The 8,964-nt window shown below is 72.9% G+C and carries 10 protein-coding genes; 1 reads left to right on the top strand and 9 read right to left on the bottom strand.

All coding sequences use genetic code 11. The annotated features are described in order from the left end of the window. The 4 genes from AC08OO_RS15740 to AC08OO_RS15725 form a co-directional block, all read right to left on the bottom strand. Positions 1 to 591 (bottom strand): helicase-associated domain-containing protein (locus tag AC08OO_RS15740; protein ID WP_476618695.1); only part of this gene is annotated, 591 nt, incomplete at its 3' end. A gap of 283 nt (positions 592 to 874) precedes the next feature. Beyond that, positions 875 to 3,388 carry a helicase-associated domain-containing protein gene (locus tag AC08OO_RS15735; protein ID WP_476609217.1) on the bottom strand — a complete coding sequence of 838 codons (2,514 nt, stop codon included), beginning with the start codon at positions 3,386 to 3,388 and terminating at the stop codon, positions 875 to 877. An 86-nt stretch (positions 3,389 to 3,474) separates the two neighbouring features. After that, the gene (locus tag AC08OO_RS15730) at positions 3,475 to 3,990 is read right to left on the bottom strand and encodes a hypothetical protein (RefSeq protein WP_011438756.1); all 516 of its coding nucleotides are present in this window, start codon (positions 3,988 to 3,990) and stop codon (positions 3,475 to 3,477) included. A 421-nt stretch (positions 3,991 to 4,411) separates the two neighbouring features. After that, positions 4,412 to 5,218, bottom strand: a complete 807-nt coding sequence (locus AC08OO_RS15725; protein ID WP_476618694.1) for a hypothetical protein — start codon at positions 5,216 to 5,218, stop codon at positions 4,412 to 4,414. 28 nt (positions 5,219 to 5,246) lie between these two features. On the opposite strand from AC08OO_RS15725, the gene AC08OO_RS15720 reads away from it, so the two are divergent. Continuing rightward, positions 5,247 to 5,492, top strand: a complete 246-nt coding sequence (locus tag AC08OO_RS15720) for a hypothetical protein (RefSeq protein ID WP_476607205.1) — start codon at positions 5,247 to 5,249, stop codon at positions 5,490 to 5,492. A 388-nt stretch (positions 5,493 to 5,880) separates the two neighbouring features. Here AC08OO_RS15720 and AC08OO_RS15715 read toward each other — a convergent pair whose 3' ends face one another. The 5 genes from AC08OO_RS15715 to AC08OO_RS15695 form a co-directional block, all read right to left on the bottom strand. Further along, positions 5,881 to 6,318: a DUF3180 domain-containing protein gene (locus tag AC08OO_RS15715; RefSeq protein WP_476607204.1), complete on the bottom strand. Its 438-nt coding sequence runs from the start codon at positions 6,316 to 6,318 to the stop codon at positions 5,881 to 5,883. Beyond that, positions 6,315 to 6,920 carry a 2-amino-4-hydroxy-6-hydroxymethyldihydropteridine diphosphokinase gene (folK, locus tag AC08OO_RS15710; protein WP_476607203.1) on the bottom strand — a complete coding sequence of 202 codons (606 nt, stop codon included), beginning with the start codon at positions 6,918 to 6,920 and terminating at the stop codon, positions 6,315 to 6,317. The genes AC08OO_RS15715 and folK overlap by 4 nt, the downstream gene beginning before the upstream one ends. Then, positions 6,910 to 7,377 carry a dihydroneopterin aldolase gene (gene folB, locus AC08OO_RS15705; protein WP_476607202.1) on the bottom strand — a complete coding sequence of 156 codons (468 nt, stop codon included), beginning with the start codon at positions 7,375 to 7,377 and terminating at the stop codon, positions 6,910 to 6,912. Before folB ends, folK begins: the two co-directional genes overlap by 11 nt. An 11-nt stretch (positions 7,378 to 7,388) precedes the next feature. Next, entirely contained in the window at positions 7,389 to 8,324 is a 936-nt protein-coding gene (folP, locus tag AC08OO_RS15700) for a dihydropteroate synthase (protein WP_476607201.1), read from the bottom strand. Beyond that, a partial coding sequence (locus AC08OO_RS15695; RefSeq protein ID WP_476618693.1) for a GNAT family N-acetyltransferase occupies positions 8,321 to 8,964 on the bottom strand: 644 nt, incomplete at its 5' end. The genes AC08OO_RS15695 and folP, both read right to left, overlap by 4 nt.

Raw genomic sequence — 8,964 nt, 5'->3', positions numbered from 1 at the left:
CCCGCCCTCCCAGAACCCGGCTACCGCGCCCTTCTGGTAGTCGCGCAGCTCCCAGCCGTCCTGGCGCAGTTCGATCCGGTGCGCCTCGCCGTCGACGTAGCCGGCGAGATCCTCCGCCGGCCACCCGAGTTTGAGCAGCACCTGCTTGAGCCGGCCGCGCTCGGAGGGGTGCACGGCGATCGTGTCGTCGTCGATGCGGGAGCCGAGCATCGGCACGACCTTCTTGGCCCGGGCCACCTCGACGAGCACCACCCGGTCGAGAGCACGCAACACCAGCCCGTGGGCCGGGTCGTTCTCCAGGCGCAGCCGACCGTAGCGATCCATCGTGTCGGCGATGTCGACGAGCAGGGCGTGCGGCACGGCGTAACGGGAGAAGCGAACCAGCGCATCGACAACCTGCTCGGCGTCATGACCGGCGGCCCGGGCGTTCCACAGCGCCAGCGGCGTCACCCGATAGGTGTGCACGTGCTCCGGAGACCGTTCGAGCTCGGCGAACGGAGCGATGGCCGACCGCGCCTCGACAGCACTGGGATGCTCGACCTCGAGCAGCAACGTCCTGTCCGACTGGACGATCAACGGGCCGTCCGTCACCCGCCACCGCCCTTTCCGTCCGCCGTAGGTTCCGCCGTGGGTATCGGCCCATCAGTGAACCACCAACACGAGCCGCCCTGCACCGATCGGTGCGGTGCGGGCCACCGGCGTAGCACCGGCACGATCACACCGGCGGCGCGCTGCTCGTTCACCGGCGCCCTTCGACGGTACAGCCGACCACCGACACGGTAACCAGAGGGGCCGAAGCCAGACCGAAACCACCGCGGGTCCCGCGGGCAAGCGGGCGCACCGGTACCGGTACCGGCCCACCGGCCCGCCCGGCTCATGGCGGATCGGCGAGATCCTCCGCGGCGGCCGACCAGTCCGCCGCCACCGGCGGTCCGCCGAACGCGTCGTCGATGTCAGCGACGCCGGTCACCCGGTGCAGGACGAAACGACGCGGGCCGGCACTGAGTTCGTCCCACGCGGTGAGCCAGCCGCCCTCGACGGCGGTGGGCCGCACGATCCGGTCGCTCGGCGCACCCTGCTGGTCAACGTAGCCCAGCAGCACCCGGCGCCGGTCCCGGACGGCTCCCTGCAGCAGCACCAGGATCAACGGCGCGGACCGGGTGAGCCCGACCTCGATGCCGGGAACCTCGCCGGCCGCCCGGACCGCCCGTGCGCTGTCGTCGCCCCGGCGGACCAGCCGGACCACGTCGCGCAGCTGGTTGATCCGGGTGTCGGCCACGTCGACCGACGCCGCGCGGGGACGCGCCGGCGTCCGATGGGCGGCGGGCCGGCGCAGCACCACCCGCCCGTCCGGGGCCTCCGCGACCGGTGCGAACCCGGCGCTGTGCAAGCCGGCGAGCATCTCCGCGGTCGGCAGTGGGGAGATGACGATCGTCGGCGCGATCCGGCGCAGCCCCAACGCCTGGGTACGCCGGTTGGCGACCACCTCGGCGAGCAGCGCCGTGTCCTCGCAGCGCAGGTAGCTCGCGGCGGGACCGGCCCGCAACCGGCCGTGCCGCCGGGCGGTGTCGTCGATCAGATAGGTGAGGGCCTGCGGCACCCCGCCTCGACCGAGACGGACGAGCATCGCGTGGATGTCCTCCGCTACCAGGCCCGAGTCCAGACCGCGACGCAGCGAGGCCTCGGAGAACCGGTAGACGGTGGCCGCGCCCGCGGACTCGACATCCGCCATCCGCGCCAGCTCCGCAGCCACCCGGGGTACCAGCGGGCCCGGGGCAACCGCGGTGAGATCCCCCTGCAGCAGCAGCTCCTCGACCGGCTCGGGCAACAGCGGCGCAAGCGCGTCGGCAAGCCTGACGCACAGCCCTGGATCACCAGCCGCCGATCGGCTCGGCACGCCCACGTTCCGCGTCGGATCGGCGTTCTCCGCGTCGAGCTGGGCGGCGAGTAACCGACCGACCGTGCTCGGTGCGCCCCGGCCGGTCAGCCCGAGCAGCTCGGCCTCGACGATCGTTCCGTCGATCATCCCGGCGAGCAGCATTCCGCCGCGCCGGGGCGCTCGCCAGGTCAGCAGGGCACGCAACGACTCCGCGGTCGGCACCACCCCTGCGGGCGCCGCGGCCAGCGCCCGCAGGACCTGGGCACGCAGGTCCTGCACGGCCGGCCGCCGCACGTCCAGCGACAGGGGAGCGATCTGCCGGCCCCGTTCGTCCCGCTCGCCGACCAGCCAGGCGGCGGTCGACGAGCGCAGCCAGCCCTCGACCAGTACGGCCCACCGGGCCGCCACCAGGTCGGTGCCCCAGCGGTCGTAGGCCGTGGTCGGCACGTACTGGACCTCGGCCCCCGCGGTCGCGTCAATCAGGCCTGCCGCCGCGGCCAGCTCCACCACGAAGGCCGCGGTCCGCTCGTCGACATCGAGCAGTTTCGCGGCGGCACGCAGGTCCCGCACGCTCAACCCGCCGGTGCGCAGCGGAGTGACCGGGCTCGCGCCCCAAGCGTCCAGCAGGGTGGTGACCCACCGGACGAGGGCGTCCGCCGCCAGGGCCGCCACGGCGTCAACCGCCGCCACCCCGACGACCTCTCCCTCGACCGCGGGCGGATGCGGGTGCAGGACCCCGGCCGGATGCTCGCCGCGCACGACCAGCCCAACCTCGCGCGGCAGCTCGACGGTCTCCTCGTCCAATCCGACGAGCAGGCCGCGGGCAAGTAGTTCCTCCACCGGGGTTCGGGCCGCGGACACCCCCAGCAACCGGCCCGCCTCCGTGGTGGCGCCGAGCGCCGGACCCGCGGCCAGCCGGTCCAGCAGCTGCCGCGCCCGGGAGGAGCAGGCCTCGATCCACTCCCGCACCCGATCCGCGTCCGCGAAGGCGTCGCTCAACGCGTCGATCATCGCTTCCCGGACGGCGACCCCGGTCATCGTCTCGTCGACCGCGCCCCGGGGCACCGGCAGGCCGGCCGCGGTCAGGAGCCGGGCGAGCTGGGACTGCCGGTACGTCGTCAGGCAGGCTCGCACGGGACGGCCGAGCCCCAGCGGGCGCACGCCGAGGAGGTCGACGACCATCCCGGTGACCCGCAGCTCGGCATCGTCGCCCCAGATGAGCCCGAGGTCACGAAGCCGGCCCACCGGCTCGGACACCTCCGAATGCCCGCAGAACCTTGTCAGCTCCGCCAGGGACACCGGCCGGGGAAGGATCGTCAACGCTTCCAGGAGCTCGCAGGCGCCCGTGTCGAGACGTTCCAACGCGCGGGCCACGCTGACCCGGATCTCCAGGCGGGCCGCAAGCACCTCGAAGTCCGGTGGGGGCGGCGTCGCCAGGTCCGGCCGTAGGAGGAAGAGCCGGGTCAACGCCTGATCCGGAAGCGCACGCAACCAGTCCACGAGGGTCACGGGCGCTGTCCTGAGGCCTCGGCTGCCGACATCGACACCCTCACGACGGTAGCTGGCGCGGCGCCAGGCCGACAGGGCGCCGTCGCTCAGCCGGGCCGTGCCGCGTCACCTGGGCGGATACCGGATTCACAACCGCGGCGGACACCGGCACCGCGGCGACGGGTGATGGCCCCACGCGGCAGGTCGTCGTGCCGTCCGGCCGCTCCACCGCCGATCCCGACCCGGGCCGTCCCCACCTGATCGAGCACCCATCCGCAGCTGGTGTCCCACCGCAGTACCGCGATCGCCGGATCGGTACCGCCCAGCGGGGACAACACCGCAAACGCCCAGTCGGGTGCGCCGGTCGAGGTACGGATGCCGGTGATGCGCAGACCATCCGGCGACACCCTGGACACCAGCGGGCTGTCGAAGACCGCCGCCGTGATCGCGGCGGCCTCGGCCTCGGTGGGCAGCCGGCCGGGTCCGTCGGAGGCGTCCGGGAGCTGCCCGGCCCGGCCGTTGCCGGCATGGCCCTGCCCGGCCCGGTCCTGACCCACTCGCCCCTGGCCGCCACTGTTCACGGTCAGGGGTGCCGCAGGAGAAGGTGCGGGTCTTGGACGCACGTGGCCTCCCTGGATGCTTTGGCAGGCCAGGACGCGCGCTCGGCCGAACATCGGCGACCAGGATGCCCGAGACGGGCCTCTTCGCGGCGAGGTCGACGGAATGCGACAGACCTACCGATACCGATTTCACACGCCCGGGGCCATCGGATGCAAGAGGATTCGGCAAACTGGGCGCAACCAATTTCGCCGGGACCGCTTCTCCTGCTCCGCCGGCCCGGATGGTCCGCGTGGCCGAGGATCCGCAGGTTACCTGGACATTGCTTCGATCATACTCAATGGAGACCATAAAGCGACAAGTGCGGCAACGGTGACAACAATCGCTCTCTGGTCGACAAACCTCTGCGTTGTATGCCATCTTTACGAACTTTTTACGGGCCTGAGCCGCGAAGCCCCATCTCCGCCGACGGCACCGGTCCAAGCCCTAACGACGCCGGTCGAACTGATCCACGAGGAAGGACAGATGGTTCACCCGTCCCCAGTCCGCGACCCGGGACATCGTCCCGGCGTCACCTGGCAGGGCCAGTGTCCGGCCGAGCGAGACGCCGACGACGAGGACCGCCGCGAGCACCGCCGCCTGAATCGCGCTGAGTACCGGGTTACGCGGCTGGCGGCCCCCTCCAGCCGGGACTCGGGTACCGGCTCGGGTACGGGCTCGGCTACCGGCCACGCGGCCGTGCGGGCGGGCCGGCTCCGAGACGGCGGCAGCGTCGCCGACGGCAGCGTCGCCGACGGCAGCGTCGCCGGCATCCGGCCCATCGACTTCAGGGCTCCCCCACCGGCCCTGTCCCGGCGGGTCCGCTCGTGGCCTGCCGGAGGCAGCGCCCGGTGACATCCGGTCCGGGGCGCGCCGGGGTTCCCCGGCGGTCCGTGGGCCGTCGTCCCTGATCGCGTGCTGGTACCCGGTGAAGCTGACCTCGTCCAGTAGCCCGGAACCCGGCCGAAGTCCGGAACCCGGCCGACCGCCTCCCCGGGAGAAGCCGTCCGGGTCCGGAAGAGATCCCCGGTCCAGCCCGGACGGCGCGCGCGGGTCCGGGGGAGACGAGGAATACGCGGGTCGGTGCCGGGGGGCATCGACCCCACCCGGCGGGGAGACACCCGCGCCGCGTGGGTCGGGCCAACCGCCGCGATGGTCGGGCCGCTGCGCCGGCTCGGGCCGCTCCCCGGGCGGGACCGGCCCGCCCGGGGACCGCCAGGCCGAGGCCGGCCGATCAACCTGCGCGGGCGTCACTGTATGAGATTGTACGATATCGTACGGTATGGGATCGTCCCCGTACGCCGGTCCGTCGAACGTCGGCGCGGCGGCTCGCGACGAGTGGCGGGGCTCGGGCCTCCTGGCGGATCTCGTCGCCAGCGTGCTGAACGCGACGATCCGGCCCTCGGACGGCTGGCGGCGCCGGGGCGCGGCGGTTCCCTCAGCTGCCGGACCCGACCGGGGAGCGGCCCGAGCCGCGTTGGCAGGGAGGTCACGCACGGGGTCCGAGAAGTTCCGCGCCGGGTCGTGAACCGGACCGGCGGGTGGGCCGGGATCGGCGCCATCGCCCACCCGACCATGATCTACCCGACCATGGTCCACCCGACCGTGGTTCAGTCGCGGCTGCGCGCGCGTGCCACCGTGCGAGTTCCTGCCCTCAGCGACCATCACCCGCCCCTTCCCGCCCCCGGCGCCTGGGCGCCACGTCACCGCACCATCCACCGACGACGCGAACAACGCCGACAATCACCACCCTACGGAGGTGACCCGGGACAACTCCGACACCGACCACGGTCATATATCGCAATCTACCCCAGAGTAGTCCTGCCAACACGAATCAGAACAGTCGACCCATCGGTTATCACACCACTTTTCGGTGTTCCATCAGGACATTCCGCCCGGAGCCGGGCCGGGCCGGGCTAACGCTTCTTGACCCGGCACACCCGTTCGAGGATGAGGCCCCCGGTCAACAGCACCATCGCCGCAGCCAACCCGAGACCCGCGGTGAGCGCGTCGCCGCCCGCGGTCGGGAACTCCCCCGTGCGGGGCATGGTGTAGCCGAACACACCCGCCCAGATGCCGGCAAGCGCCGCTCCGACGACGGAGCTCGCCTTGGCCAACGCGGCGAGCCGGGCGACGGTGAGCGGGAGGATCGGCCGCGTTCCCCGCCGCCCCTCCAGCCGGCGACGGGTCAGGGATGCGACCTGGAGCTCGATGGCACCGATCATGAGAACCGACACCGACGCTGTTCGCGGCAGCGTGGGAATCGATCGGTACGCCCACCACAGCAGCAGGTACCCGAGTACCCCGAACGCCACCGCGACCGCGATGAGATCACGCGCCCGGGTCGGTCTCACCTGGCCGCCTCTTCGGCGTCACTGCCGTCGACGGCGGGATCGGTGACGGCACCGGCCCCCGGATCCGCCTCGACCACGGGATCCGGCAGCGACCACGGGGTCCGGCGCAGACCGGCCGGGTGCTTCCCCGCGGCCATCCGGGCGACCAGATCGGCGACCCGCCCGTGCCCGGGCAGCGTCGCCTCGGGATCAACGTCCAGCCAGGGCACGCAGACGAAGGCCCGCAGATGTGCTCGGGGATGCGGCACGAGGATCTCGGGGTCATCACTGCGCAGGTCACCGATCGCGATGACATCGACGTCGAGCGTTCGCGGGCCCCACCGGACGGCCCGGACCCGCGCGGCCCGTTCCTCCACCTCGCGGACGACCTCGAGCAGATCACGCGGGGGTGCCGGGCGCACCAGGACGACGGCGTTCAGGTAGTCGTCCTGCTCGGGTCCACCGACGGGTGCCGTCTCGTACACCGGTGAGCCGGCGAGCACCCCCAGCGCGCGGTCGAGCCGGTGGACGGCGGCGGACAGCCGGCCCAGACGATCGCCGAGGTTGGACCCGAGCGACAGCACCGCATGGTCCGGCCGGGTCATCATCCGGTCACCCGCCATCGGTGGCGACCCCCGCAGCCGCGTCCGGCGCGGTCACCGACTCGCCGCCGTCGACCCGGTTGCGGACGATCGTCACCGCGACATCGGCGAACGGAAGCGCGATCGGGGCCGCGGGCTTGTGGACAGTCACCTCGGCCCGCATCACCCGACCGTCCCGCAGACAGGCGCGGACGAGTCGATCGGCGAGGGTCTCAATCAGATTCACGGGTTCTCCGGTGACGATCCCGGCAAGGGTCTCGGCAAGCTCGCCGTAGTGCACGGTGCGGGTCACGTCGTCGTGGAACGCCGCCGAAGAGAGGTCGAGCCACAGCGTGGCATCGACGACGAACTCCTGGCCAAGATCCCGTTCCGCCGCCAGAACCCCGTGGTAGCCGCGAGCCCGCAGCCCCGACAGGGTGATCCGGTCGAGCGACGTGGCCCTCGATTGGGAGGCGACCTCCGCTGCGGAGCCCGTCACCGCGGAGCCCGTCACCGCGGAGCCCACGGAACCTCCCGATCTTCCACGCGGCCGGGATCCACGGCCCGGCCGGGATCGGCCTCGGGTCCGTCCCCGCGCCGGTCACTATCGTCCCGCCAGGCGCGCACGACCCGCACGGCGTCGGCGGCCGGCCGGACGGCGTGCACCCGCACGCCCCACACCCCGGCCGCGGCCAGCAACGCGGTGGTCGCCTGGGTGGCGTCGTCCCGGTCGGCGACCGGCCGGGACGGGCCGTTCGCGTCCGCCAGTACCGAGCCGAGAAACGACTTGCGGGACGTGCCGACGAGCAGCGGCCGGCCGAGCGTGACGAAGGCGTCGATGTGGCGCAGAAGCGTCCAGTTGTGCCGGGCGGTCTTGGCGAAGCCGATGCCGGGGTCGAGGATGACCCGATCCTCGGCGATCCCGGCGGCCAGCACGGCCCCGAGCCGGTCCACGAGCTCCGCGACCACCTCCGCGACCACGTCGCGGTACACCGCCCGGGACGCCATGTCCGCACTGGTCCCCCGCCCATGCATCAGCACGTAGTGCACGCCACGGTCGGCGACGAGACCGAGCAGATCGGGATCGGCGCCGCCGGACACGTCGTTGACGAGCACCGCCCCGGCGTCGACCGCGGCGGCGGCCACAGCGGCACGGCTGGTGTCGACGCTGACCCGGACGCCCGCGGCGGCGAGCTCGGCCACCACCGGAAGCACGCGACGCATCTCCTCGGCGGCGATGACCCGAGACGCGCCCGGTCGGGTCGACTCACCACCGACGTCGACGAGATCCGCCCCGTCGTCGGCCATCCGCAGCCCGGCCCGGACCGCGTCCAGCGGATCGAGGTAGGTACCGCCGTCCGAGAACGAGTCCGGCGTGACGTTGACGACGCCCATCACCCTGGTCAGGCCGCCCGGCAGGAGGAGTTCCTCGACGGTCCCGCTCATGGGAGACCTCCACCGGACGTCGCATCCAGCGGCGCACGGCGGTAGGTGTAGCGGTAGACCGGCCGGAAACCAAGATCGGCGTACAGGCCCCGCGCCGCGGCGCTGACCTCTTCGACCTGCAGATACGCATGAGTGGCGCCTCTGCCCGCAGCCCACTCGGCGAGTGCCGCGATAACCCGGCGGGCCGCGCCCCGGCCACGGGCCACGGGCAGGGTGGCCATGCTGTAGACACCCAGCCAACGGTCGTCCGCGATGCCGCGTCCGACCGCCGCCGGCATGCCGTCCACGGTCAGGGTGATGTAGATGGTGGGCAGCCGCAGCGCCGAGAGCACCGCGAGCGTGCCGGGCCGCTGCGCGTTGAACGTCGTCAGCACCTGGCCGGCGACATCCAGCCACTCATCCGCCGGCGTGGTGGTGACGGTCATCCCCACCGAGCCGGCAGCCGCCGGTGCCCGGTCGGCACCACGCACAAGGCCGGCGAGAGGCGCCGTGCAGACGTCGGTAGGACCGGTGTCGTCGTACCCGGCGGCGTCGAGGACCGCGCCGAGCCCGGTCGGCCGGGAGAAGGGTGTCAGCTGGAAGGTCGGCGGCAGACCGGCGGCGGTGTAGAAATCCCGCACCGTGGCAAGCGCCGCGGCGA

The sequence above is a fragment of the Frankia sp. CeCAU1 genome (genome assembly GCF_977971845.1).
Note: the sequence above shows the minus strand (reverse complement) of the source record. Positions and strands in the feature narration are given on the sequence as shown.